Consider the following 23559-nt stretch of genomic DNA (forward strand, 5'->3'; position numbering starts at 1 on the left):
CCGGTGGCGATCGTGACCGTGAGCGCGGCCGTGTCCCACGTGGGCAAGATCCGCTCCAACAACCAGGACTCCGGGTTCGCGGGCGAGACGCTCTTCGCGGTGGCCGACGGCATGGGCGGGCACGCGGGGGGCGACGTCGCGAGCGCCCTGGCCCTCCAGCGTCTGGCCGAGATCGACGGCGAGTACGGCTCGGCGGTCGATGCCGAGTTCGCGCTGCAGGAGGCGATCGTCGCCGCGAACGCCGTGCTCACCGAGACGGTGTACGAGCATCCTGAGCTCACCGGCATGGGCACCACCCTCAGTGCCCTCGTGCGGGTGGGCCACAGCGTCGCACTCGCCCACATCGGCGACTCGCGGGTGTACCGCCTGCGCGACGACGTGCTGACCCAGATCACCGTCGACCACACCTTCGTGCAGCGCCTCGTCGACTCGGGCCGCATCACGCCCGAGGAGGCCAAGACCCACCCGCGCCGCTCGGTGCTGATGCGGGTGCTCGGTGACGTCGACGCCGCCCCCGAGGTCGACCTGCAGGTCATGGACACCCGGCCCGGCGACCGGTGGATGCTCTGCTCCGACGGCCTCTCGGGCGTGGTCGAGCACGACGACATCGAGAAGATCCTGAAGAACCAGATCTCGCCGAGCGACGCCGCGAACGCCCTGGTGAAGGAGAGCCTCGACCACGGCGCGCCCGACAACGTCACCGTCGTGGTGGTCGACGTGCACCAGTCGCTCGAGACCCCCGAGGTCGAGCCGGTCATCGTCGGCTCGGCGGCCTCGCCCATCGCCTTCGAGCAGCGCACCGGTCGCCGCACCACCCGCTCCACCAACCTGGCCGGCATCCCGGGCCTCCGGCTGCATCCGCGGGGCCCCGCGAGCACCGAGCCGAGCCACTTCGAGCCCGGCTCCGAAGACTACCTCGACGAGCTGATCGAGGAAGACCGGCGCCGCGGCCGCCGCCGCAAGATCACCTGGCTGGTGGGCGCCATCCTCGTGATCGCGCTGGTCGCGGCCGGTCTCTGGGCCGGCTACCGCTGGACGCAGACGCGCTACTACGTCGGCGAGTCCGACGGCTACGTCTCGATCTACCAGGGCATCCAGCAGGGCGTCGGGCCGATCTCGCTCTCGCACGTCTACCAGCAGACCGAGATCCAGTCCGACGCGCTCACGCCCTACGCGCAGAACCAGGTCGAGAAGACCATCACCGCCGACTCGGTGCAGGATGCCCGTGAGATCGTCGAGCGCCTGAACTCCTCGACCCCGACCGACGAGGGCGGCGCACCCTCCACGTCGACGCCCACGCCGACTCCCGCGCCGGGCGGCTCCCCCGCACCCACCCCGACCGGGACATCGACCCCCTGATGTCCGCCGCCCCCACCGCTCCCGTCTCCCCGACCCCGGCCGCCACGCCGGGCAAGGGCATCCGGCGCATCCGTGTGCCGCAGAAGCTGCGCAACCTCGAGCTGTTCCTGCTGCTGTTCGTCTGCGCGGTCAACGCCTTCGCGGTCGTGATCGTGCAGTTCGGTGCGCTGGGCTCGGCCGATCTCACCGTCGTGACCCTGGGCGCCGGGCTCGCCGTGCTGGTGTTCGCCATGCACATCGCGCTGCGCCTGGTGGCCACGAACGCCGACCCCTTCATCCTGCCGATCGCGTCGCTCCTGAACGGCATCGGCATCGCGATGATCTACCGCATCGACATCGCCGAGAAGCTCACCGGCTGGGAGTCGACCGCGCTCCGGCAGGTGGTCTGGACGGCCGTGGCGGTGGCCCTCGCGATCGCCGTGATCGTCGTCATCCGCAACCACCGGGTGCTGCAGCGCTACACCTACGTCGCCGGGCTCGTCGCCGGTGTGCTGCTGCTCCTGCCGATGCTGCCGGTGCTCGGCCAGGAGATCAACGGCGCCCGCGTCTGGATCCACGTCGGCTCGTTCTCGTTCCAGCCCGGCGAGGTGGCGAAGATCGCCCTGGCCGTCTTCTTCGCGGGCTACCTGGTCTCGCGTCGCGACAGCCTCTCGATGGTGGGGCGACGGATGCTCGGCCTCCGCTTCCCGCGCGGCCGCGACCTCGGCCCCATCCTGGTGCTCTGGGCCCTCTCGATGGCGATCATCATCTTCCAGCGCGACCTCGGAACGGCGCTGCTCTACTTCGGACTGTTCGTCGTGATGATCTACGTCGCCACGGGCCGCGCGAGCTGGGTCGTGCTGGGCGTCGGGCTCTTCCTCGCGGGCGGCGTCATCGCCAGCCAGGTGCTCGTCTACGTCAACGACCGCTTCACGAACTGGCTCGACGCCTTCAACCCCGCCAGCTACGACGCCCAGGGCGGCAGCTACCAGCTGGTGCAGGGCCTGTTCGGTCTCGCGAACGGCGGGTTGATCGGCACGGGTCTCGGCGAGGGCCGGCCCGACATCACCCCGCTGGCGCAGAGCGACTACATCATCGCCTCGCTCGGCGAGGAGCTGGGGCTCGCCGGCCTGTTCGCGATCTTCGGCCTCTACCTGCTGTTCATCTCGCGCGGCCTCCGCATCAGCTTCGCGGGGCAGGACGACTTCGGCCGGCTGCTCGGCGTCGGCCTCTCGTTCACGCTGGCGCTGCAGTGCTTCATCGTGATCGGCGGCGTCACCCGGGTGATCCCGCTGACCGGTCTGACGACCCCGTTCCTCGCGGCCGGCGGATCGTCGCTGGTGGCCAACTGGATCATCGTCGCGCTGCTGCTCCGCCTGTCGGACACAGTGCGCAATCAGCCGAGGCTGGTGATCTAGACCCGTGACCCGAGAACTCAAGCGCGTGAGCATCGTCGTGTTCGTGATGTTCCTGGCCCTGCTCGTCTCGACGACACTGATCCAGTTCTTCCAGGCCGACAACCTCGCGAGCGACGCCCGGAACGCCCGCACCATCTACGCCAGCTACGACGTCGAGCGCGGTCCGATCCTGGTCGACGGCCAGCCGATCGCGGTCTCGGTGCCGACGGGCGACGAGTTCAAGTACCAGCGGAGCTACCCGCAGGGCCCGCTCTACAGCGCGGTCACCGGCTACTACACGCTCGGCCAGGGCTCCAGCCAGATCGAGCAGTCGATGAACGACTACCTCAGCGGCACGAGCGACTCGCAGTTCCTGGAGTACCTCGACCGCCTGGTCACCGGCAAGAACCCGCAGGGTGCCTCGGTCGAGCTCACCATCGACCCGGTGGTGCAGCAGGCCGCGTACGACGCGCTCGGCAGCTACCAGGGCGCCGTCGTGGCGATCGAGCCGTCGACCGGGCGCATCCTGGCCATGGTCTCCAAGCCCGACTACGACCCGAACGCCCTCGCCGCGCACGACACCCAGCAGGTGCTCGACAGCTACGACCAGCTGCTGGCCGCTCCCGGCGACCCGCTGATCAACAAGACCATCAACGACCTGAACCCCCCGGGCTCGACGTTCAAGATCGTCACCACCTCGGCGGCGCTGCAGAACACCGGGCTGCCGGTCGACCACACCGAGCCGAACCTCGCGCGCCTGCCGCTGCCCGGCAGCGACGCGACCGTGGCGAATGCCGGCGGCGGCACCTGCGGGGGCGGCGACACGGTCACCATCGCGACCGCCTTCATCCTCTCCTGCAACATCCCGATGGCCGAGCTCGGCATGGAGATGGGCGAGTCCTCGCTCGGCGACATGGCCAGCGCGTTCGGCTTCGGCAGCGAGCTGTCCATCCCGATGGACGTCTCGACCAGCGAGTACCCGCGCGGCCTCGACGACGCCCAGCTCGCCCTCTCGGCCTTCGGCCAGGGCAGCGACGTGGCGACGCCGCTGCAGATCGCGATGCTCTCGGCGGCCGTCGCGAACGGCGGAACGATCATGACGCCCGATCTCATCGACGAGATCCGGGCCCCCGATCTGAGCGTGCTACAGAGCTTCGAGGCGAAGGAATTCTCGACCCCGCTGACCGATGTAACAGCTTCGGAACTTTCGACGCTGATGGTGCAGGCGGTCGATAACGGCGCGGCTACTAATGCAAGAATAGACGGCGTCAGTGTGGCTGGTAAGACCGGCACCGCAGAGAACGGGGAAGACGATCCCTACACCCTGTGGTTCACCGGTTTCGCCCCGGCTGACAACCCTCGGGTCGCCGTCGCTGTGGTCGTGGAAGACGGCGGTGGGCTGGGCCAATCGGGCACAGGCAACGAATTGGCCGCGCCGATCGCGAAACGAGTACTAGAGGCGGTGCTGAGTAAATGAGACCCACAGCAGGGGTGACCTTCGGGGGCCGGTACGAGCTGTCGAATCGCATCGCGATCGGCGGCATGGGCGAGGTCTGGCAGGCGACCGACCTCGTGATCGGCCGCACCGTCGCGATCAAGATCCTGAAAGACGAGTACCTGGGCGACCCGGGCTTCCTCGAGCGCTTCCGCGCCGAGGCCCGGCACGCCGCGCTCGTCAACCACGAGGGCATCGCGAACGTCTTCGACTACGGCGAGGAGGAGGGCAGCGCCTACCTCGTGATGGAGCTGGTGCCCGGCGAGGCGCTCTCCACCATCCTCGAGCGCGAGCACGTGCTCTCCACCGACCGGGTGCTCGACATCGTCGCGCAGACCGCGCTCGCCCTGCAGGCCGCGCACGCCGCGGGCCTCGTGCACCGCGACATCAAGCCGGGCAACCTGCTGATCACGCCCGACGGACGCGTGAAGATCACCGACTTCGGCATCGCTCGCATCGCAGACCAAGTGCCGCTCACCGCGACCGGCCAGGTGATGGGCACGGTGCAGTACCTCTCGCCCGAGCAGGCCAGCGGTCAGCCGGCCTCCCCCACCACCGACATCTACTCGCTCGGCATCGTGGCCTACGAGTGCCTGGCGGGCAAGCGCCCGTTCACGGGCGAGTCGCAGGTCGCGATCGCGATGGCGCAGATCAACGAGACGCCGCCCGACCTGCCGACCACGATCGCCACCCCGGTGCGCAACCTCGTGCTCTCCTGCATCGCCAAGAAGCCCGAAGACCGGCCGACCTCCACCGGCGCCCTCGCGCGTGCCGCCATGGCGCTGCGTCGGGGCGACATCGCCTCGGCGGCGGCGGCCGTGCCCGCGGTGCTCGGCGACGAGCCGCTGCCCCCGACCTCGGCCACCACCGTCATGCCGACGAGCAACGACGCCACCCAGGCCACCACCGTGCTCGCCGCGGCGGGAGCCGGTGCCGCCGGTGCAGCGGTGGCGAACCCGCTGCTGTTCCCCACCGACCCCGAGACCGACGCGGTCGAGGAGGCGCCGAAGAAGCGCAGCCCGTGGACCTGGCCGCTCATCGTGCTGATCATCATCCTGCTCGTCATCGGCGTCGGAACGCTCGTCACCGTGCTGTTCCAGAACAACGGCGGCGGCAACGCGGTGCCCGCGACCACCTCCACGAGCGCCCCGCCCACCTCCGCGGCGCCCACCACCACCGCACCCACACCGACGCCGACGAACTCGCGCATCCCCGTCTCCGAGGCCGAGCTGAAGGGCAAGTCGTTCGCCGACGCCTCGGGCATCCTCGAGGGCATGGGCCTCTCGGCCAGCCGCGTGGTCGGCAACGCCGCCCCCTCGGCCGACCAGGTCGACGTCGTCTACCAGGCAACGCCGGTCGGCAACGTCGATCCCGGCACCACGATCCAGCTCACCGTCTACGGCGACGTGATCGTGCCCGACGCCCCGGCGACGGCTCCGACCACCGACTCCGGCAGCGTGGAGCCCGGTGAGAACTTCACGGTCTCCTGGTCGTCGTACAGCTGCCCCTCGGGTACGACGCTCGACGGCTACACGCTGCAGGCGACGAACGCCACGCTGCAGGCCGAGCCGGGAACGGCGACGAGCGCCGAGTTCACGGCCACCGGTCCCGCGACCTCGACGATCGAGATCAAGTACCAGGTGACCTGCTCCGGCTCGGCATCCGGGTTCTCGCCGGCACTCACCCTCTCCATCTCCGACGACGACGGCCCCACGCCGAAGCCCAGCGAGACGCCTGAAGGTTGAGCACGACCGGTAGCCTGACTTCGACACCTGTCCGACCGAGAACCGTGGAGCACCAGCCGTGACCGACGACACCCGCCTCCTCGCCGGGAGGTATCGCATCGGCGAGCTCATCGGGCGCGGCGGCATGTCGAACGTCTACTCGGGGCGCGACGAGCGGCTCGGCCGGCAGGTCGCCATCAAGCTGCTGAAGTCCTCGCTCGCCGGCGACCCGGTGTTCCGCACCCGGTTCCGCCAGGAGGCGCAGGCCGCGTCGCGCATGGCGCACCCCACGATCGTGCGCGTCTTCGACGCCGGCGAGGAGCGGGTGGCCGAGGCCGGCGGCTTCGAGGGCATCGTGCCGTTCATCGTGATGGAGTTCGTCGAGGGCAAGCTGCTCAAGGACGTGATCAAGGAGGGGCCGGTCGACTCGGCCGAGGCCATCCGCATCACCGAGGGCATCCTCACCGCCCTGGAGTACTCGCATCGCGCCGGCGTCGTGCACCGCGACATCAAGCCGGGCAACGTGATGATCACCCATGGCGGCCAGGTCAAGGTGATGGACTTCGGCATCGCCCGCGCCATCTCCGACTCCTCGGCCACGGTCGCGCAGACCACGGCGATCCTCGGCACGGCGCAGTACTTCTCGCCCGAGCAGGCCCGGGGCGAGTCCGTCGACGCCCGCACCGACCTCTACTCGACCGGCGTCGTGCTGTTCGAGATGCTCACCGGTCAGCCGCCGTTCAAGGGCGAGACCCCGGTCGCCGTCGCCTACCAGCACGTCAGCGAGATGCCGGTCGCCCCGTCGACGATCAACCCGCAGGTGTCGCCGGCCATCGACCAGGTCACCCTGCACGCCCTCGCGAAGGACCGCTTCGCCCGCTTCCAGAACGCGGTCGAGTTCCGAACCGACCTGCAGATCGCCGGCGCGGGCAAGATCCCGTCGAAGCGCGTGCCGGCCGACGACTTCCAGTCCTCTCTTTTCGGAGCGCCGCCGAGCCTCACCCAGGGCACCGACTCCGCGCTCACCCAGCTCGCCGGAGACGACGAGTACTCGGTGCGCACGCAGTCCCGGCCCCCCGTGGTCTGGATCTGGGCGGGTGTCGTCTCGGTCGCGGTCATCCTCGTGGCGATCGTGTTCTGGGTGCTGACCCTGACGCCCACCGACACGCTGCCCTCCACCTCGCGCGAGATCCCCACCATGACGGGGCAGAGCTACGAGGCGGCCGACGCCACCCTGCAGCAGCTCGACCTGGTGACCGCGCGCTACGACGTCTACAGCGACACGGTGCCCGCGGGCCAGGTCGTCGACACCGATCCGCCGGCCGGCACCATCGTCGGCCCCGGCACGGTCATCGACGTGCGGGTCTCGCAGGGGCGCCAGTCGGTCACGGTGCCGACGGTCAGCGGCCAGTCGGCGACGGATGCGAGCACGGCGCTCACCACGGCGGGCTTCTCGGTCGGCCAGACGGTCAAGGAGAACTCGCCCGACGTGGCATCGGACATCGTCATCCGCACCGATCCCGACGGCGGCACCGGCGCCTTCGCCGGCGACACCATCGAGCTGGTCGTCTCCACCGGGCTGGTCTCTGTGCCCGATGTGACGGGTGAGCCCTACACCGACGCGCAGACCACCCTCGCTGGCCTGCAGCTCGAGGTCACGGTGCAGCCCGACCCGGGATGCGCGGCGATCCCGCAGAGCGCCGGCGTCAGCCAGCCGGTGTCGAGCCAGTCGATCCGCGAGGGCGACGCCGCTCAGAAGTCGGCGATCACGATCTTCTACTGCAGCGGCGCCTGAGCACCCCTCCGAGCTGCGCCGGGATCAGACCGCGCGCAGCAGCGGGTTGAGCGTGGCGGCACGCTCGGGAGCCTCGGCGAGACCCGCGGTCGCGAGCCAGTTGCCGAGCATCCGGTAGCCGCCCTCGGTCAGCACCGACTCGGGGTGGAACTGCACCCCGTAGACCGGCGCGGTGACGTGACGGACGCCCATGATGACGCCGCCGTCGGTGCGCGAGGTCACGACGAGCGAGTCGGGCACCGTGCCGTCGACGACGGCGAGCGAGTGATAGCGGGTGGCCGTGAAGCCGTCGGGCACTCCGTCGTAAAAGGGGTCGTCGTCGTGCCGGATGACCGAGGTCTTGCCGTGCATCAGCTCCTCGGCGTTGGTGACCGTCGCCCCGAGGGCCTCGGCGATCGCCTGGTGGCCGAGGCACACCCCGAGGAGCGGCGTGCCGGAGTCGAGGGCAGCGAGCACGACCGGGATCGAGACACCGGCCTCGGACGGCTTGCCGGGGCCGGGCGAGACCAGCACGGCGTCATAGCCGGCGATCGTCTCGGCGGCGTCGGCCGCGTCGAAGGAGTCGTTGCGCACGACCTCGGTCTCGGCGCCGAGCTGCTGCAGGTAGCCGTTGAGCGTGTAGACGAAGCTGTCGTAGTTGTCGATCACGAGAACACGGGTCATCGATCCACCGTCACATCCTGAGCGGGGGCCGTCATCTGATCGACCCAGGGGAACACGAAGAAGGCGAGCAGGTAGAGCACCGCCGCGACCAGCACGAGCACGATCAGGATGCGCAGCCAGACCGGCCCGGGGATGAGTCGCCAGAGCGTCGCGTACATCAGGCCCCCACCAATCCCGAGATCTCGGCCGGAGCCCCGACGGAGCGCGGCGTCCAGTCGGTCAGCACCGAGTATGCGATGATGCGCTCGCTCGCCACGTAGAGCGGGTTGCAGCTCGTCATGGTGAGGATGCGATCGGTGGGCGCGGCGTTCGGCACCTGCGGCACGGGGTCGATCACGCCGACGCCGTAGGGCGTGACGTACTCGAGCCCGCGGAAGGTGTACGTATACCAGCCGGCCTGGGTCTCGACGTAGACCTTGTCACCCAGCTGCAGCTCGTTGATCTTCAGGAACGGGCTGCCCCAGCCGTCGCGGTGCGCGGCGATGGCGAAGTTGCCGACCTCGCCCGGCATCTGGGTGGAGGCGTAGTGGCCGGCGCCGCCCTTGTTCAGCACCGAGCGCGGATCGACCCCCTCGGCGATGGTCTTCTTGAAGTCGGACCCGAAACGCGGCACGTAGACGACCGCGAACTCCTCGGCGTCGCCCGGGGCCGCGTCGGCGGCGGGCGGCTCGCCGTAGGCGAAGGCGGGTGTCGCGGTGGTGCCGTCGGCGGCGGGCGCGACCGGGGCCGGGGAGGCACCGTCGTCACCGCTCTGCCAGCCGTCGATCAGCTGGTCGGCGTCGGAGGCCTGCTGGTTGCTCAGCATCACCCCGTTCAGCGTGAACTGCCAGCCGAGGAAGAGCAGCACCAGCACGCCGGCCGTGATCAGCAGTTCGCCGAACACCCCGACGACGCGGGAGACCAGGCCGCGCTTGCGCCGCCTGGGGCGCCGGATCTCGCCCTGCACGCTGTCGGTCATGCCCACAATCCTAGGAGTTGTGGCTGAGCACCGGCCACGAAGGCGACAGCCTGTGGAGAACCGGTGGAGAACGGGGGGTGAATCCCCGTTAGAATCATCGGCATGGCCCGAGACAAAGCATCCACGAAGGACCTCGCCCGTCGCAACCGCGACGTCCAGCGCACCAGTTCCGACGATTCGGCCCAGAACCCCAACCCGGTCTGGTTCAAGCCCGTCATGTTCGGGTTCATGATCGTCGGCCTGCTGTGGATCATCGTGTTCTACGTGAGCCAGGGCCTGTTCCCCGTGCCCGACCTGGGCAGCTGGAACATCCTGGTCGGTTTCGGCATCGCCTTCATCGGCTTCATCATGACCACCAGGTGGCGCTGAACTACACCGGTGTGATTATCCCCAATGTGGAAACTCCTGTGGAGAATTCCACAGTGTGGATAAGTCTGTTAGTCGTTCTAGCAATCAGACGAGTGCGCGAATCACGGTGAGGGCCACGAGGGCCACCGCGATCCCCGCGACACCGACGATCTGAGCGGTGCGCTGGCGCCGGTTGCGCGTGCGCACGAGCACCAGCGCGACGAGCCCGCCGGCGACGATGCCGCCCACGTGCGCCTGCCACGAGATGCCCGGCACGAAGAAGCCCCAGGCGAGGTTCAGCACCACCAGCACCACGAACTGGATGCTGTTGCCCCCGAGATGCCGGTTGATGATGAAGAAGGCGCCCATCAGGCCGAAGATCGCTCCGGATGCGCCGACGGTACCCTGCATCGGATCGCCCAGGAGGTCGACGGCCACCGACCCTCCGAGACCTGCGATGAGGTAGAGGGCGAGGAAACGGCCTCGCCCGAGCATCCGTTCGAGCACCCCGCCGAAGATGAACAGCGAGTACATGTTCAGCAGGATGTGCAGCGGCAGGAGCGAAGCGGTCGAGTGCGTGAAGATCGAGGTGATCATGCGCCACGGCTCGAGCGGTGCCCCGGTGGCGGGCTGCACGTACGCCGGAGCGAAGAGCAGGGCGTTGGTGACTCCGAGCCCGGGGATGAGCTGCAGGCCGAAGACGACGACGCAGAGCGCGATCAGCGAATAGGTGACGACGGGCGCGTCGGCCCCGGTCAGCCGGCGGGCGACCGCTCGGCCGCGCTTCGGGCGGGGGATGCTCGCCCGGTCTCGGCGCGCGCACTCGACGCAGTGCACTCCCACCGCCGCCTGCACCTGGCACTCGGGGCAGATGGTGCGGCCGCAGCGCTGGCAGAGCACGAAGCTCTGCCGGCCGGGGTGGCGGTAGCAGTAGTTGTCGGCCGAGACCGGGGCGCTCGTCATCGGGGGTGTCGCGTCGACGGAGGGGTCAGACCTCGGTGACGGTGACGTTCTCGAGCACGACCTCGTCCAGCGGACGGTCGTAGGCGTCGGTGGCGACACCGGCCAGCTTGTCGACGATGCGGCGCGAGGCGTCATCGGCGACCTCGCCGAAGATGGTGTGCTTGCCCTGCAGCCAGGTGGTGGGGCCGACAGTGATGAAGAACTGCGAGCCGTTGGTGCCCTTGCCGCCCTGCAGCCCGGCGTTGGCCATGGCGAGGATGTAGGGCTCGGTGAAGTCGAGCTCGGGGTTGATCTCGTCGTCGAAGCGGAAGCCGGGGCCGCCGGTGCCGTTGCCGAGCGGGTCGCCGCCCTGGATCATGAAGCCGGGGATGATGCGGTGGAAGACGATGTTCTCGTAGAGGGGCGCCGTGGTCGGCTTGCCGGTCTTCGGGTCGGTCCACTCGAGCCCGCCGGTGGCGAGGCCGATGAAGTTCTTGACGGTCTTGGGGGCGTGGTGACCGTACAGATTCACGACGATGGGGCCGTGGTTGGTGGTGATGGTGGCGACATGAGTGTGTGCGGGCATGGTCCGATTCTGTCACATCGGCACGTCGCATCCAGTGAAGGCCCAGGCTATGAGGAGTGGATGATCAGGGCCGCGAACTACTGCGTCAGGGCAGAGCGTGCCAAGATGAGGATGTCCGTGCTTTCGCCGATGGAGGTTTCCCATGAGTCTTTCCCGCAAGCGTCGCAAGGCGCTCAAGCGCCTGAAGGGTTCGGCAGAAGAACTGTGGCTCGACCAGCAGGACGTGCTCGACCGTGCCAACACGATCATCCGTGAGGCCGGCAAGCAGGCGTCCTTCCTCACCGAGGAGCAGGTCAAGCCCCGCGTCAAGAGCGCCGTCGACTCCGTCGCCCCCACGGTGAGCCGCAAGGTCGCCGAGGTCAAGGTGGCGGGCTCGACCGTGAAGAAGCAGTTCTCCTCCGAGGTCATCCCCGCCCTCGCCTCGACGCTCGGCTCAGCCGCAGCGGTGCTGCAGTCCTCGAAGAACCCCGAGTTCCTGAAGGACGCCGGCAAGAAGGTCAAGGAGGCCAGCAAGGCCGTCAAGAAGTCGGCCCCGAAGTCGGGTGGCTCGAAGGTCGGCACGGCGTTCGTCGTCAGCCTCGGCGTCGTCACCCTCGTGGGTGTCGGCTACGCCCTCTGGCAGACCTTCCGCGCCGACGACGAGCTCTGGATCGCCGACGAGGACCCGGAGCCCGAGACCAACCCCGAGAGCTGATCCCCAGCCCCTCGACGACAGAAGCCCCTCACCTCGCGGTGGGGGGCTTCTTCGTTGCCGTGCCTGCTCGACCCGGCCGTTAACGACGAAGAGGATGCGTGTACGCATCCTCTTCCATAAGCGGAGTGGAGCCTGGGAGAATCGAACTCCCGACATCCTGCTTGCAAAGCAGGCGCTCTACCAACTGAGCTAAGGCCCCGTTCGGGGAGTGAATCTATGGGTGGGGCTACAAGGACTTGAACCTTGGACCTCTTCGTTATCAGCGAAGCGCTCTAACCGCCTGAGCTATAGCCCCGTTTTTTTGACCAGAGTAGAGATTACCCTACGCAGTGCCCGATCACACAATCGGGCCGGTCGGGCGTCACTTGTTGGTGAAGCCCAGCATGATGCCGCCGGTGATCCGCACGGCCAAGTTGTACAGCGCGGCCCAGATCGCTCCGAGCGCGGTGATGACGATGACGTTCAGGATGGCCACGACGATCGAGAAGCCCATCACCTGCGGCAGCGAGGCGAAGTCGAACAGGTCGAAGTTGCCGGCGCCCGCGATGTCCTGCAGCAGCGTGTTGATCGAGTCGAACACACCCGTCTGGTTCAGCACCGACCACACCAGGAAGCTGGCGACCACGGTGACGATGCCGAGGATGATGGCGAGCAGGAACGAGATCTTCAGCACCGACCAGAAGTCGATGTAGACCAGCTTCAGCCGGACCTGCTTGGTGTTGGCGACTCTTGCCGTTTTCTTCGCGAATTTGTCGCCAAGATTACTCATCCGTCGTTACGTCCTCTCCAGGCGCAGACCCGGCGTCTGCGCTCTCCCCGAGTGCCTCGGTCAACACGGGTTCTGCACCCGCCTCGAGCTCGGACTCCAGGTTGCGTTCGGTGTTCTTGGCCACCGCGATGATGCGATCATCGTCCGCGAAGCGGGCGAAGACCACGCCCATCGTGTCGCGTCCCTTGGCCGGAACTTCGGCCACGGCAGAGCGTACCACCTTGCCACTGGCAAGAACCACAAGGACCTCGTCGTCCTCCCCGACGATCAGGGAGCCGATCAGATCGCCCCGGGCATCCTGCAGCTTGGCCACCTTGATGCCCAGACCGCCACGGCCCTGCACGCGGTACTCATCGACCGAGGTGCGCTTCGCGTAGCCGCCCTCGGTGACGATGAACACGAATCCCTCGTCGGAGACCACGGAGGCACCCTGCAGCGAGTCCTCCCCGCGGAACTTCATGCCGATGACCCCGGAGGTGGCTCGTCCCATCGGACGCAGCGCCTCGTCGCTCGCGGTGAAGCGGATCGACATGCCCTTCTTGGACACCAGCAGCAGGTCGCTGTCCTCGTCGACCAGCAGCGCCGAGACGAGCTCGTCGTCGTCGCGCAGGTTGATCGCGATGATGCCGCCGGAGCGGTTCGTGTCGTACTCGGTCAGCGACGTCTTCTTCAGCAGGCCACCCTTGGTGGCGAGCACCAGGTACTGAGCGGTCTGGTAGTCGCGGATGTCGAGGATCTGCGTGATCTGCTCGTCGGGGGCGAGCGCCAGCAGGTTCGCGACGTGCTGCCCCTTGGCGTCGCGTCCGGCCTCCTGCAGCTCGTACGCCTTGGCGCGGTAGACGCGGCCGCGGTTCGTGAAGAACAGCAGCCAGTGGTGCGTCGTCGTGACGAAGAAGTGCTCGACCACGTCATCCGCCCGCAACTGGGCGCCCTTGACGCCCTTGCCGCCACGGTGCTGGCTGCGGTAGTTGTCGCTGCGCGTGCGCTTGACGTACCCGCCGCGGGTGACGGTGACGACCATCTCCTCCTCGGGGATGAGGTCTTCGATGTTCATGTCGCCGTCGAAGCCGAACATGATCTCGGTGCGCCGGTCGTCGCCGAACTTCTCGACGATCTCACCGAGCTCCTCGGTGATGATCTCGCGCTGACGCTGCGGGCTGCCGAGGATGACGTTGTACTCGTCGATCTTCAGCTGGAGCGCCTCGGCCTCCTCCTGGATCTTCTGGCGCTCGAGGGCGGCCAGGCGGCGCAGCTGCAGCTCGAGGATGGCGCGGGACTGCAGCTCGTCGATGTCGAGCAGCTCCATCAGGCCGTCGCGGGCCTCCTCGACCGTGGGCGAACGGCGGATGAGTGCGATGACCTCGTCGAGCGCGTCGAGCGCCTTGAGGTAGCCGCGCAGGATGTGCATCCGCGCCTCGGCCTCGCGCAGGCGGAAGCGGGTGCGGCGCACGATGACGTCGATCTGGTGCGCGACCCACTCGGTGATGAAGCCGTCGAGCGGGAGGGTGCGCGGGATGCCGTCGACGATCGCCAGCATGTTGGCGCCGAAGTTCTCCTGCAGCGAGGTGTGCTTGTAGAGGTTGTTCAGCACGACCTTGGCCACCGCGTCGCGCTTCAGCACGATCACGAGGCGCTGACCGGTGCGGCCCGAGGTCTCGTCACGGATGTCGGCGATGCCCGAGAGCCGGCCGTCCTTCACGAGGTCGGCGATCTTGATGGCCAGGTTGTCGGGGTTGACCTGGTAGGGCAGCTCGGTGACGACGAGGCAGGTGCGGCCCTGCAGCTCCTCGACGCTCACGACGGCGCGCATGGTGATGGAGCCGCGGCCGGTGCGGTAGGCGTCGTGGATGCCCTTCACGCCGAGGATCTGCGCGCCGGTGGGGAAGTCGGGGCCCTTGATGCGCTGCATCAGGGCCTCGAGCAGCTCCTCGCGGGAGGCCTCGGGGTTCTCGAGGTACCAGATGGCGCCGGCGGCGACCTCGCGCAGGTTGTGCGGCGGGATGTTCGTGGCCATGCCGACCGCGATGCCGACCGAGCCGTTGACCAGCAGGTTCGGGAAGCGGCTCGGCAGCACGACGGGCTCGAGCGTGCGGCCGTCGTAGTTGTCCTGGAAGTCGACGGTCTCTTCCTGGATGTCGCGCACCATCTCGAGCGCGAGCGGGGCCATCTTCGTCTCGGTGTACCGGGGGGCGGCGGCGCCGTCGTTGCCGGGCGAGCCGAAGTTGCCCTGGCCGAGCGCGAGCGGGTAGCGCAGGCTCCACGGCTGGATCAGGCGTACCAGGGTGTCGTAGATCGACGTGTCGCCGTGCGGGTGGAACTGACCCATCACCTCGCCGACCACGCGGGCCGACTTCGAGAACGCGCGGTCGGGGCGGTAGCCGCCGTCGTACATCGCGTAGATCACGCGGCGGTGCACGGGCTTCAGCCCGTCGCGCACGTCGGGCAGGGCGCGCCCGACGATGACGCTCATCGCGTAGTCGAGGTAGGAGCGCTGCATCTCCAGCTGGAGATCGACCTGCTCGATGCGATCGCCGGCGGGCGGAATGATTTCGTCAGTCATGTGTCAGTCTCGATCGAAGGGTCAGAAGCGGAGCGCGGTCAGGCGCGGTCAGATGTCCAGGAAGCGGACGTCTTTGGCGTTCTTCTGGATGAAGTTGCGGCGCGATTCGACGTCTTCGCCCATCAGGGTGGAGAAGATCTCGTCGGCCGCGGCCGCGTCGTCGAGGGTGATCTGGCGGAGGGTGCGCGTGTCGGGGTCCATCGTGGTGTCCCAGAGCTCGCGGTAGTCCATCTCGCCGAGGCCCTTGTAGCGCTGGATGCCGTTCTCCTTGGGCATCCGCTTGCCTGCGGCCTGCCCGTCGACCAGCAGCGCGTCGCGCTCGGCGTCGGAGTAGACGTACTCGTGCGGCGAGTTCGACCACTTCAGGCGGTAGAGCGGCGGCATGGCGAGGTAGACGTAGCCCAGCTCGATCAGCGGCCGCATGTAGCGGAACACCAGCGTGAGCAGCAGCGTCGTGATGTGCTGGCCGTCGACGTCGGCATCGGCCATCAGCACGATCTTGTGGTAGCGGGCCTTCTCGGGGTTGAAGTCCTCGCCGATGCCGGCGCCGAACGCCGTGATCATGGCCTGCACCTCGTTGTTTCCCAGCGCGCGGTCGAGCCGGGCCTTCTCGACGTTCAGGATCTTGCCGCGGAGAGGCAGGATGGCCTGGGTCTCGGGGTTGCGGCCCTGGATGGCGGAACCGCCGGCCGAGTCGCCCTCGACGATGAAGATCTCGCTCTTGGCGGGGTCGCGGCTCGAGCAGTCCTTCAGCTTGCCGGGCATGCCGCCGCCCTCGAGCAGGCCCTTGCGGCGGGTCTGCTCGCGCGCCTTGCGGGCGGCGAGACGGGCCTGCGAGGCCTGGATGGCCTTGCGGATGATGTCGCGCGCCTGCACGGGGTTGCGGTCGAACCAGTCGGTGAGCTCGGTGCCGACGACCTTCTGCACGAAGGCCTTGGCCTCGGTGTTGCCGAGCTTGGTCTTCGTCTGGCCCTCGAACTGCGGCTCGGCGAGCTTGATCGAGATGACGGCCGTGAGGCCCTCGCGCACGTCGTCGCCGGAGAGGTTGTCGTCCTTCTCCTTGATGATGTTCTTCTCACGCGCGTAGCGGTTCACCAGCGAGGTGAGCGCCGCGCGGAAGCCCTCCTCGTGGGTGCCGCCCTCGTGCGTGTTGATCGTGTTGGCGTAGGTGTGGACGCTCTCCGTGTAGCCCGTCGTCCACTGCATCGCCACCTCGAGTGCGATCTTGCGCTCGGTGTCCTCCTGCTCGAAGGAGATGATCTCCTCGTTGACGAGGTCGGCCTTCTTCGAGCGGTTGAGGTACTCGACGTAGTCCTTCAGGCCGTTCTCGTAGAGGTAGGTGACCGAGGTCTCCTCGTCCTCCCCGGACTCGCCACCCCGCTCATCCGTCAGCTTGATGGCGAGGCCCTTGTTCAGGAACGCCATCTGCTGGAAGCGGGCACGCAGGGTCTCGTAGTCGAACTCGACGGTCTCGAAGATGTCGGCGTTCGGCCAGAAGGTGATGCGCGTGCCGGTCTCGGTCGTGGATTCGCCCTGCTCGAGGGGAGCCTGGGGCACGCCGATCTTGTAGCTCTGCCGGTACACGGCTCCCTGGCGGCGCACCTCGACGTCGAGCTCGCTCGACAGCGCGTTCACGACGGATGAGCCCACGCCGTGCAGACCACCCGAGACCGCGTAGCCGCCACCGCCGAACTTGCCACCGGCGTGCAGGATGGTGAGGACGACCTCGACGGTCGACTTCTTCTGCACGGGGTGGATGTCGACCGGGATGCCACGGCCGTTGTCGGTGACCGTGATGCCGCCGTCTTTGCGCATGACCACTTCGATGTGGGTGGCGTAGCCGGCGAGCGCCTCATCGACCGAGTTGTCGACGATCTCGTATACCAGGTGGTGCAGACCTCGAGGCCCTGTCGAGCCGATGTACATGCCGGGGCGCTTGCGCACCGCTTCGAGGCCTTCGAGAACCTGGATCTGGTCGGCGCCGTACTCGTTGTCGGGGTGGACCTTGTCCGATTCAGACATATGGAAATGGGCTCCTCAGTGCCGCGCCCAACGGCCGGGCAGGCGACCCTTAATTCTATCAAACCCGGGATGGGAAAAAGCGGTCAGACGCCCCGTAGAGGAGATTTCTCCACAGGCGTGACCATATTTGCCCCGTCAGCCGTAGGTATCGCGAGGACCCCGCCCTGGAATCGATCTGGAGCCCCGTTTCCAGGACGGGGCGTGGGGGGCTTCGAAGCGGATCGACTCGATGCCCGCCTCGGGAAAACGCTGAGCAATCGTCGTCATGATCAGCACGCGCATGTGCCGGAGCTGCGTCGCCCAGGCCGTCGAGTCGCACTGCACCGTCAGCACGGAGTCGGTGATGCCGATGGGCCGGCTGTGCTCGGCGGTCTCGGGCCCGGCGATCTCGGTCCAGGCGAGCAGGAGGTCGCTCTTCGCGAGAGAAGAGCCCCAGCCGAGCTCGCTGGAGAGCCCCGACATCACGTCACCGAGGCCCTTCGGATCGCGCCCGACCCCGTAGGGCACGCTCGCCTCGTCGTCGCCGCGGGCCCTCGTCTTCTTCTCGCGCCACCGCGCCGCGCGGGAGGTGGGGTCGCCGAACGCCGTCTTCAGGCGCAGGTAGACGTTCTGCGATTCGGGATTGCGCCGCGTCGGTTCAGGCATCCTGCTCCTCGGGAGCGTTCGGGGCCTCCACGATCGCGCCCGCCTCGATGCGCACCGTGTGGGCGGTAAGCGCCTCGGGCACGTCGTCGTACACCGCGGCCGTGATGAGCACCTGTTCGTAGTCCTTCACCGCATCCGCCAGCCGCCCCCGCCGGCGCTGGTCGAGCTCGGCGAACACGTCGTCGAGAATGACGATCGGGTCGCCCGTCGAGGAGTCGGCCCGCAGCAGCTCGGCGCACGCGAGCTTCAGGGCGAGGGCGAACGACCACGACTCGCCGTGGCTCGCGTAGCCCTTGGCCGGCAGCGTGTTCAGCCGGAACAGCACGTCGTCGCGGTGCGGCCCCACCAGCGTGATCCCGCGGTCGCGCTCGGCGCGGGCGACCCTCTCGAGCGCGGCGCGGAAGGCCTCGGCGAGCTGCTCGCGTGAGAGCGCCGGCGCGCTGCTCGTGCTCGCGTCGCCCACCGCGTCGTCGTCGGTCTCCGGATGCTCGGACAGCACACTCATCACGACCTCGAGTGTCGGCTCCTGATCCGACCCCGCCACCGCCTGGTACGCCTCTCGCACGAAGGGCCCCAGCGCGGCGACGATCGCGATCCGTTCGGCCATGATCTCGGAGCCGAGCTCGACCAGTCGCTCGTTCCAGAGCTCGAGCGTGCTGAGCTTCGCGTCCTTCAGACCGGATGCCCGGGCCGACTTCAGCAGGGCGTTCCGCTGCTTGAGCACCCGCTCGTAGTCGGCGAACACCCCGAGCAGGCGCGGTGCCTTCGCTCCGAGCAGTGCATCGACGAAGCGGCGCCTCGTGGACGGCTCCCCGCGCACGAGCGCCAGATCCTCCGGCGCGAACAGCACGGTGGAGATGTACCGCGGGAGCTCCCGCGGCTTGATCGCAGCCCGGTTGACCTGCGCGCGGTTCGCACCGGAGCGGTTCAGCTGCAGCTCGACGAGCAGTTCGCGCCCCTCGTGCTCGAGCCGGGCCCGGACGATCGCGGCGTCCTCACCCGCGCGGATGAGGGCCTGATCGTTCGAGACCCGGTGCGAGCCGAGCGTGCTGAGGTAGCCCAGCGACTCGACGAGGTTCGTCTTGCCCTGACCGTTCCGCCCGACGAACAGGTTCGCACCCGGCTCCAGCGCCACATCCGCGGTGCGGTAGTTGCGGAAGTCGGTGAGGCTCAGATGACGGACGATCACGACCAGGGGGCGTCAGCTCAGTCGAGCTCTTTGACCGCGTGCCCGCCGAACTGGTTGCGCAGCGCGGCGACGGCCTTCATCGAGGGCGAGTCGTCCTGGCGCGACACGAAGCGGGCGAAGATCGCGGCGCTGATCGCGGGCATCGGGACAGCGTTCTCGATGGCCTCCTCGAGGGTCCAGCGACCCTCTCCGGAGTCCTCGACGTAGCCCTCGATCTGGTCGAACTCGGGGTCGGCCTCGAGGGCGCGCACCAGGAGCTCGAGCAGCCAGGAGCGCACGACGGTGCCGCGCTGCCAGGCCTTGAAGGTGCCCGTGACGTCCTTGATGATGTCCTTCTTGGCGTCGAGGAGCTCGTAGCCCTCGGCGTAGGCCTGCATCATGCCGTACTCGATGCCGTTGTGCACCATCTTGGCGTAGTGGCCCGCGCCGACCTCGCCCACGTGCACGAAGCCCTCGTCGCGGGGGCCCTCGGGGCGCAGCGCGTCGAAGACGGGCATGGCGCGCTCGACCATTTCCGTGGTGCCGCCGACCATCAGGCCGTAGCCGTTCTCGAGACCCCAGACGCCGCCCGAGACACCGGCATCCATGAACTGGATGCCCTTGGGGCTGAGCAGCTCGGAGTGCTTGAAGTCCTCGGTCCACTTCGAGTTGCCGCCGTCGATGATGAGGTCTCCCTCGTCGAGGACGTTCGACAGGTCGTCGATCACGCTGTCGGTGATCTTGCCGGCCGGAACCATCACCCAGACGATGCGGGGAGCCGGCAGGGCTGCGGCCAGGGCGGCCAGGTCGGCGACGTCGCTCACAGCCGGGTTGGTGTCGTAGCCCACGACGCCGATGCCGGCCTTCTTGAGGCGGGCACGCATGTTGTTGCCCATCTTGCCGAGTCCGATGAGGCCGATCTCCATGGCCGTCTCCTTCTGTAGTCGTGTCGGGGTGTGGTGGATGCCCGCGGGTCTGTGCTGTTGGTCGGGTCGGTGCTGTTGGTGGATCAGCGCAGCAGCAGGTTGGGCTGCAGCAGGTACTTGTAGTCGTCGGAACCGGGCTGGTCCTTCGACGACTGGCTCGTGATGAGCACCGGGCCCGGCTTGTTGGGGTTGTCGGTCTTCGTGAACGAGATGCGCACGAACTCCGAGTGCACCGCGCTCAGCCCGTCGAGCAGGAACTGGGGCTTCAGCGAGACCACCGTGTCCTGGCCCGTGAGCAGCGCGTCGATCGACTCGGAGGCCTGGGCCTGCTCGGAGCCGATCGCCTCGAGCGTCACACCGTCGATCGTGAAGGTGAACCGGAGCGCGGCCTCGCGCTCGAGCACCAACGACACGCGCTTGGTCGCCTCGATCAGATCGGCGGTGTTGATCACCGCGTAGTTGTCGACGCTCTCGGGGAACAGACGCTTCACGGGCGGGAAGTTGCCCTTGATCAGCAGGGTGGTGACCGTCTTCTTGTCGCTCTTGAAGGCGATCAGCTCGCGGTCGTCGGAGTTCGTGATCGCGACCGAGATGGTGCCGGCGTTGCCGAAGGTCTTGCCGACCTCCTGCAGGGTGCGGGCGGGCACCAGCGCGGTGGCGGTCGTGGTGCCGGAGTCGTTGGAGTCCCAGTCGATGTTGCGCACGGCCACGCGGTACCGGTCGGTGGCCACGAGCGAGATGCTGTTCTCGCTCACCTCGAGCTGCACACCGGTGATGACGGGGGTCACGTCGTCCCGCGAAGCGGCGACCGCGACCTGCGCCACGGCGGCGGCGAACTGCTCGGCCGGCAGCAGGCCGGACTCGGCACCGACCTGCGGCAGCGTCGGGTACTCCTCGACCGGCATGCTCAGCAGGGTGAACCGCGCGGTGCCGCAGCTGACGACGATGCGGGAGTCTTCGGTGTTGAAGCGCACGGGTGCGTTCGGCAGCCGATTGGCGATGTCGGAGAGCAGCCGGCCCGAGACCAGGATGACGCCCGGCTCCTCGATGTCGGCGGCGATCTGCGTCTGCGCCGAGACCTCGTAGTCGAAGGACGACAGCTTCAGCCCGTCGTCGGTGGCCTCGATCAGCACTCCGCTCAGGATGGGCAGCGTGGTGCGCTGAGGGAGCAGCTTCACGGCGAAGGACACTGCTTCGCTGAAGACGTCTCGGTTTACTTGGAACTTCACGCAGTCACCTCTGTCGGCATTTGAGACCTGGGGTCGGATTCATGTTATCCGCATGCGGAGACGACGGCTGTGACGCATCGTGACCGGCTCGAATCACAAGGTTGTGGGATGTGATTTTCATTAATGATTAATTCTTAATAGTCTTAACCGCTGTGGATATGTGGATAACTCTGTTTAAAGCTCGACATCCGGCGGAACTACATCGGTGTGACTTGTTGGCGCCGTGTGAATGACATGGTGACAGCGGGTGAAGTCGATTGAACGGCCGGAGAACGATTCCACACGATCGGGGTGGTGTTCAACATCCTGGAGCCGTTTCTCCACACCCTTTTCACAATCTGTGGAAAACCCGGTCAGTCGGCTCTCAGGCGCTCTTGTAGCGCTGGTTGTGCTTGATGCGGTTCGAGATCTCGGTGACCTGGTTGTAGATAGACCGCTTCTCGGTCATCAGCTTGCCGATCTTGTTGTTGGCGTACATCACCGTGGTGTGGTCGCGACCGCCGAAGAGCTGGCCGATTTTCGGCAGCGACAGGCTGGTCATCTCGCGGCAGAGGTACATGGCGATCTGGCGGGCCGTGGCGATGGCCTGCGAGCGGCTCGAGCCGTAGAGGTCGTCGACCGAGAGTTTGAAGTACTCGGCGGTGTGATTGATGATGTCGACGGGCGCGATGACGTTGTCGTCGTCGAGCGTGATCAGGTCTTTCAGCACGGTCTGCACCAGCTGCATGTCGACCGGCGTGCGGTTGAGACTGGCGAAGGCCGTGACGCGGATGAGCGTGCCCTCCAACTCGCGCACGTTGCTGGACACCTTCGACGCCATGAACTCGAGGATGTCGTCGGGCACCCGGAGGCGCTCGCTCTGCGCCTTCTTGCGGAGGATCGCGATGCGGGTCTCGAGGTCGGGGGTCTGCACGTCGGTGATCAGGCCCCACTCGAAGCGGGTGCGCATCCGGTCTTCGAAGCCGGTGAGGTGCTTCGGCGGCAGGTCGGAGGTGATGACCACCTGCTTGTTGTGGTCGTGCAGGGTGTTGAAGGTGTGGAAGAAGGCCTCCTGCGTCTCGGCCTTGCCCTGCAGGAACTGGATGTCGTCGATCAGCAGCAGATCGATGTCGCGGTAGCGGCTGTGGAACGCGGCACCGCGGTTGTTGGCGATCGAGTTGATGAAGTCGTTCGTGAACTCCTCGGAGCTGACGTACCGCACCCGCACCCCGGGATAGAGGGAGATGGCGTAGTGGCCGATCGCGTGCAGGAGGTGCGTCTTGCCGAGCCCGGAGTCACCGTAGATGAAGAGGGGGTTGTAGGCCTTGGCCGGCGCCTCGGCCACGGCCACCGCCGCCGCATGGGCGAAGCGGTTCGAGCCGCCGATGACGAAGTTGTCGAAGCTGTACTTGGGGTTGAGTCGCGTGTCGTTGTTGCGGGCCGGGCCGACGGTCTCCTGCGCGTGCGGGATCGACTCGGCGTAGCTCGAGGTGACGACCGGCTTCGTGAGCTCGTCGTGAGCTGCGGGCGCCACGGCCGGGGCGCTGCTGTCGGTGCTGCTGTCGTAGTCGTCGATGTCGGGATTCACGACCACCGAGAAGTTCGAGACGGCGAGGGAGTCGTCGAGGGTGCCGAGCGCCGAGAGGAGAGAGGGGCGCACCCGCTGCTCGAGCATGTCGCGGGTGAAGTCGTTCGGCACCTCGAGATAGAAGGAACCGCCCAGGATGCCCTTCGGAACCACCAGCCCGAGGAAGCCCTTCAGCTGCGGGGTGATCCGTTCATCCGACGACAGCACCTGGAGGACCGTTCGCCAGTTGTCCTCCGTCGAAGCGGCACCGTCTGCCAATGGAACTCCTGTCGAACGCGCTCGTCTTCGCCGAACCGTTCCGTTCGACCCGCCGTCAGCCCTGCCCCCGGGACGGCTGTTAGTAACTGTAGGCATCTAAGCTAATGACTGCCATGACGCAGGGCAAGTTCGCTGTATTGACGGGCTGCGTGTCATGCACAGATTTTGTCCACAGCATGTGGATAATTGATCCTTTGGCCGCCTGGGTTTGACCCCGGGCTCTTCAGGCCATAGGTTTAATCAGTTGACTTGTGTGGTTTCTAGCCACACCTCTTACTTAAGCCGGGCGTTCACCCTGAAGGCCTGCCCCACCGGAGATCAAAATGAGCAAGCGAACCTTCCAGCCGAACAACCGTCGCCGCGCCAAGGTGCACGGCTTCCGTCTGCGCATGCGCACCCGTGCCGGTCGCTCGATCCTCTCGGCTCGTCGCCGCAAGGGTCGCACCGAACTCTCCGCGTAGGCCTCTGATCCGCG

General features: G+C 67.5%; 21 protein-coding genes and 2 tRNA genes. 8 read left to right on the top strand and 15 right to left on the bottom strand.

Annotated features, from left to right (window positions below):
- The first annotated feature begins 3 nt into the window (after nucleotides 1-3).
- The 5 genes from HQQ85_RS08390 to pknB are packed head-to-tail and all read left to right on the top strand — an operon-like array spanning nucleotide 4 to nucleotide 7749.
- Nucleotides 4-1359: a protein phosphatase 2C domain-containing protein gene (locus HQQ85_RS08390; RefSeq protein WP_173182079.1), complete on the top strand. Its 1356-nt coding sequence runs from the start codon at nucleotides 4-6 to the stop codon at nucleotides 1357-1359.
- Nucleotides 1359-2756: an FtsW/RodA/SpoVE family cell cycle protein gene (locus HQQ85_RS08395; protein WP_173182080.1), complete on the top strand. Its 1398-nt coding sequence runs from the start codon at nucleotides 1359-1361 to the stop codon at nucleotides 2754-2756. Before HQQ85_RS08390 ends, HQQ85_RS08395 begins: the two co-directional genes overlap by 1 nt.
- A 4-nt stretch (nucleotides 2757-2760) precedes the next feature.
- Nucleotides 2761-4212, top strand: coding sequence for a penicillin-binding protein 2 (locus tag HQQ85_RS08400; protein ID WP_173182081.1), 1452 nt, complete (start codon nucleotides 2761-2763; stop codon nucleotides 4210-4212).
- Nucleotides 4209-5975 (top strand): serine/threonine-protein kinase, encoded by a 1767-nt coding sequence (locus HQQ85_RS08405; RefSeq protein ID WP_173182082.1) that lies wholly within the window; start codon nucleotides 4209-4211, stop codon nucleotides 5973-5975. The genes HQQ85_RS08400 and HQQ85_RS08405 overlap by 4 nt, the downstream gene beginning before the upstream one ends.
- A 58-nt stretch (nucleotides 5976-6033) precedes the next feature.
- On the top strand, nucleotides 6034-7749 hold the full coding sequence (pknB, locus tag HQQ85_RS08410) for a Stk1 family PASTA domain-containing Ser/Thr kinase (protein WP_173182083.1): 1716 nt from the start codon (nucleotides 6034-6036) through the stop codon (nucleotides 7747-7749).
- A gap of 24 nt (nucleotides 7750-7773) precedes the next feature.
- Here the strand turns inward: pknB and HQQ85_RS08415 are convergent, their stop codons facing one another.
- Genes HQQ85_RS08415 through HQQ85_RS08425 form a run of 3 tightly spaced genes read right to left on the bottom strand, consistent with a single transcriptional unit; the run spans nucleotide 7774 to nucleotide 9370 of the window.
- Nucleotides 7774-8412, bottom strand: coding sequence for an aminodeoxychorismate/anthranilate synthase component II (locus HQQ85_RS08415; protein WP_173182084.1), 639 nt, complete (start codon nucleotides 8410-8412; stop codon nucleotides 7774-7776).
- Nucleotides 8409-8570: a hypothetical protein gene (locus HQQ85_RS08420; protein ID WP_173182085.1), complete on the bottom strand. Its 162-nt coding sequence runs from the start codon at nucleotides 8568-8570 to the stop codon at nucleotides 8409-8411. The genes HQQ85_RS08415 and HQQ85_RS08420 overlap by 4 nt, the downstream gene beginning before the upstream one ends.
- Nucleotides 8570-9370 carry a class E sortase gene (locus HQQ85_RS08425; protein ID WP_173182086.1) on the bottom strand — a complete coding sequence of 267 codons (801 nt, stop codon included), beginning with the start codon at nucleotides 9368-9370 and terminating at the stop codon, nucleotides 8570-8572. Before HQQ85_RS08425 ends, HQQ85_RS08420 begins: the two co-directional genes overlap by 1 nt.
- Before the next feature lie 102 nt (nucleotides 9371-9472).
- On the opposite strand from HQQ85_RS08425, the gene HQQ85_RS08430 reads away from it, so the two are divergent.
- Nucleotides 9473-9739, top strand: coding sequence for a cell division protein CrgA (locus HQQ85_RS08430; protein WP_173182087.1), 267 nt, complete (start codon nucleotides 9473-9475; stop codon nucleotides 9737-9739).
- A gap of 84 nt (nucleotides 9740-9823) precedes the next feature.
- Here the strand turns inward: HQQ85_RS08430 and HQQ85_RS08435 are convergent, their stop codons facing one another.
- Complete coding sequence (locus HQQ85_RS08435; protein ID WP_173182088.1) at nucleotides 9824-10681, bottom strand: rhomboid family intramembrane serine protease; 858 nt, start codon at nucleotides 10679-10681, stop codon at nucleotides 9824-9826.
- 25 nt (nucleotides 10682-10706) lie between these two features.
- On the bottom strand, nucleotides 10707-11246 hold the full coding sequence (locus tag HQQ85_RS08440; RefSeq protein WP_173182089.1) for a peptidylprolyl isomerase: 540 nt from the start codon (nucleotides 11244-11246) through the stop codon (nucleotides 10707-10709).
- 142 nt (nucleotides 11247-11388) lie between these two features.
- On the opposite strand from HQQ85_RS08440, the gene HQQ85_RS08445 reads away from it, so the two are divergent.
- Nucleotides 11389-11940, top strand: a complete 552-nt coding sequence (locus HQQ85_RS08445) for a hypothetical protein (protein WP_173182090.1) — start codon at nucleotides 11389-11391, stop codon at nucleotides 11938-11940.
- Between the two features lie 126 nt (nucleotides 11941-12066).
- On the opposite strand, the gene HQQ85_RS08450 is transcribed toward HQQ85_RS08445, so the two are convergent.
- From HQQ85_RS08450 to dnaA, 10 genes are all read right to left on the bottom strand, one after another.
- Nucleotides 12067-12139, bottom strand: a tRNA-Ala gene (locus HQQ85_RS08450).
- 22 nt (nucleotides 12140-12161) lie between these two features.
- Nucleotides 12162-12235: transfer RNA gene (locus HQQ85_RS08455), tRNA-Ile, on the bottom strand.
- A 66-nt stretch (nucleotides 12236-12301) separates the two neighbouring features.
- Nucleotides 12302-12709 (bottom strand): DUF3566 domain-containing protein, encoded by a 408-nt coding sequence (locus HQQ85_RS08460; RefSeq protein WP_173182091.1) that lies wholly within the window; start codon nucleotides 12707-12709, stop codon nucleotides 12302-12304.
- Nucleotides 12702-15269 (bottom strand): DNA gyrase subunit A, encoded by a 2568-nt coding sequence (gene gyrA / locus HQQ85_RS08465; protein ID WP_173182092.1) that lies wholly within the window; start codon nucleotides 15267-15269, stop codon nucleotides 12702-12704. Before gyrA ends, HQQ85_RS08460 begins: the two co-directional genes overlap by 8 nt.
- 48 nt (nucleotides 15270-15317) lie before the next feature.
- Nucleotides 15318-17291 (bottom strand): DNA topoisomerase (ATP-hydrolyzing) subunit B, encoded by a 1974-nt coding sequence (gyrB, locus tag HQQ85_RS08470; RefSeq protein WP_173182093.1) that lies wholly within the window; start codon nucleotides 17289-17291, stop codon nucleotides 15318-15320.
- A gap of 135 nt (nucleotides 17292-17426) precedes the next feature.
- The gene (locus tag HQQ85_RS08475) at nucleotides 17427-17936 is read right to left on the bottom strand and encodes a DUF721 domain-containing protein (RefSeq protein ID WP_173182094.1); all 510 of its coding nucleotides are present in this window, start codon (nucleotides 17934-17936) and stop codon (nucleotides 17427-17429) included.
- A complete protein-coding gene (recF, locus tag HQQ85_RS08480) occupies nucleotides 17929-19125 on the bottom strand; it encodes a DNA replication/repair protein RecF (RefSeq protein WP_173182095.1) in 1197 nt (398 codons plus the stop codon). Before recF ends, HQQ85_RS08475 begins: the two co-directional genes overlap by 8 nt.
- A 17-nt stretch (nucleotides 19126-19142) precedes the next feature.
- Complete coding sequence (gene gnd, locus HQQ85_RS08485; protein WP_216851673.1) at nucleotides 19143-20117, bottom strand: phosphogluconate dehydrogenase (NAD(+)-dependent, decarboxylating); 975 nt, start codon at nucleotides 20115-20117, stop codon at nucleotides 19143-19145.
- On the bottom strand, nucleotides 20114-21259 hold the full coding sequence (gene dnaN / locus HQQ85_RS08490) for a DNA polymerase III subunit beta (RefSeq protein ID WP_173182096.1): 1146 nt from the start codon (nucleotides 21257-21259) through the stop codon (nucleotides 20114-20116). The genes gnd and dnaN overlap by 4 nt, the downstream gene beginning before the upstream one ends.
- A gap of 364 nt (nucleotides 21260-21623) precedes the next feature.
- Complete coding sequence (dnaA, locus tag HQQ85_RS08495) at nucleotides 21624-23180, bottom strand: chromosomal replication initiator protein DnaA (protein ID WP_173182097.1); 1557 nt, start codon at nucleotides 23178-23180, stop codon at nucleotides 21624-21626.
- A 227-nt stretch (nucleotides 23181-23407) separates the two neighbouring features.
- On the opposite strand from dnaA, the gene rpmH reads away from it, so the two are divergent.
- A complete protein-coding gene (gene rpmH / locus HQQ85_RS08500; protein WP_055810406.1) occupies nucleotides 23408-23545 on the top strand; it encodes a 50S ribosomal protein L34 in 138 nt (45 codons plus the stop codon).
- Nucleotides 23546-23559 lie beyond the last annotated feature (14 nt).

Source organism: Herbiconiux sp. VKM Ac-2851 (assembly GCF_013205105.1).
Taxonomy (GTDB): domain Bacteria; phylum Actinomycetota; class Actinomycetes; order Actinomycetales; family Microbacteriaceae; genus Herbiconiux; species Herbiconiux flava.

Bases quoted from the DNA above. Each gene is read 5' to 3' on its own strand.
- HQQ85_RS08395 (WP_173182080.1), top strand. From the start codon at position 1,359: ATGTCCGCCGCCCCCACCGCTCCCGTCTCCCCGACCCCGGCCGCCACG.
- HQQ85_RS08405 (WP_173182082.1), top strand. From the start codon at position 4,209: ATGAGACCCACAGCAGGGGTGACCTTCGGGGGCCGGTACGAGCTGTCG.
- HQQ85_RS08415 (WP_173182084.1), bottom strand. From the start codon at position 8,412: ATGACCCGTGTTCTCGTGATCGACAACTACGACAGCTTCGTCTACACG.
- HQQ85_RS08420 (WP_173182085.1), bottom strand. From the start codon at position 8,570: ATGTACGCGACGCTCTGGCGACTCATCCCCGGGCCGGTCTGGCTGCGC.
- HQQ85_RS08425 (WP_173182086.1), bottom strand. From the start codon at position 9,370: ATGACCGACAGCGTGCAGGGCGAGATCCGGCGCCCCAGGCGGCGCAAG.
- HQQ85_RS08430 (WP_173182087.1), top strand. From the start codon at position 9,473: ATGGCCCGAGACAAAGCATCCACGAAGGACCTCGCCCGTCGCAACCGC.
- HQQ85_RS08435 (WP_173182088.1), bottom strand. From the start codon at position 10,681: ATGACGAGCGCCCCGGTCTCGGCCGACAACTACTGCTACCGCCACCCC.
- HQQ85_RS08440 (WP_173182089.1), bottom strand. From the start codon at position 11,246: ATGCCCGCACACACTCATGTCGCCACCATCACCACCAACCACGGCCCC.
- HQQ85_RS08445 (WP_173182090.1), top strand. From the start codon at position 11,389: ATGAGTCTTTCCCGCAAGCGTCGCAAGGCGCTCAAGCGCCTGAAGGGT.
- HQQ85_RS08460 (WP_173182091.1), bottom strand. From the start codon at position 12,709: ATGAGTAATCTTGGCGACAAATTCGCGAAGAAAACGGCAAGAGTCGCC.
- gyrA (WP_173182092.1), bottom strand. From the start codon at position 15,269: ATGACTGACGAAATCATTCCGCCCGCCGGCGATCGCATCGAGCAGGTC.
- gyrB (WP_173182093.1), bottom strand. From the start codon at position 17,291: ATGTCTGAATCGGACAAGGTCCACCCCGACAACGAGTACGGCGCCGAC.
- HQQ85_RS08475 (WP_173182094.1), bottom strand. From the start codon at position 17,936: ATGCCTGAACCGACGCGGCGCAATCCCGAATCGCAGAACGTCTACCTG.
- dnaA (WP_173182097.1), bottom strand. From the start codon at position 23,180: ATGCCTACAGTTACTAACAGCCGTCCCGGGGGCAGGGCTGACGGCGGG.
- rpmH (WP_055810406.1), top strand. From the start codon at position 23,408: ATGAGCAAGCGAACCTTCCAGCCGAACAACCGTCGCCGCGCCAAGGTG.